Below are 627 nucleotides of genomic sequence, written 5' to 3'. Positions count from 1 at the left end.
CGGATCTGCTCGTCGAGCCAGCGCTCGAGCCATTCCGGATCCGGCAGGCGCGATTGCACGGTGTCGCGCGGGAACAGCGCCTGGTTCACGTGCAGGTTGGTCGGGTGCAGCGGCTTCTCGGTGCGGCGCGCCGACGCCATCAGCACGCCGATCTTCGCGAAGGCCGCACGCGCGACGTCGCCGCAGTTGTTCAGCGCCTTCTTCATGTAGCGCAGGTACGCGCCGCCATGACGCGCCTCGTCGCGCGAAATCGTTTCGTAGATCTGCTTGATGACGGGCTCGGTGTGCCAGTCGGCCGCGCAGCGGTACCAGTGGTTCAAACGGATCTCGCCGCAGAAGTGCAGCATCAGCGTCTCGAGCGGCGGCGCAGGATCGAACTGGAAGCGCACCGCGTGCAGTTCCTCCTCCATCGGCACCAGCTCCGGCTTGAAGCGGCGCAGGTATTCCATCAGCACGAGCGAATGCTTCTGCTCCTCGAAGAACCACACGCTCATGAACGCGGAAAAGTCGCTGTCGTGCTGGTTGTCGCGCAGGAACATTTCCGTCGCGGGCAGCGCCGACCATTCGGTGATCGCGTTCATCTTGATCGTCTTCGCCTGCTCGTCGGTGAGCAGCGAAGCGTCGAAC

The 627-nt window shown here is 64.3% G+C and carries 1 protein-coding gene; it reads right to left on the bottom strand.

The genetic code is table 11. The features are described from left to right. On the bottom strand, positions 1 to 627 hold a 627-nt coding region (locus C5F75_RS03015; RefSeq protein WP_104011860.1), incomplete at both ends, for a ferritin family protein.

The organism is Burkholderia anthinoferrum (assembly GCF_002925705.1).
GTDB lineage: Bacteria > Pseudomonadota > Gammaproteobacteria > Burkholderiales > Burkholderiaceae > Burkholderia > Burkholderia semiarida.
This window is presented reverse-complemented; position numbering and strand designations above follow the sequence as displayed.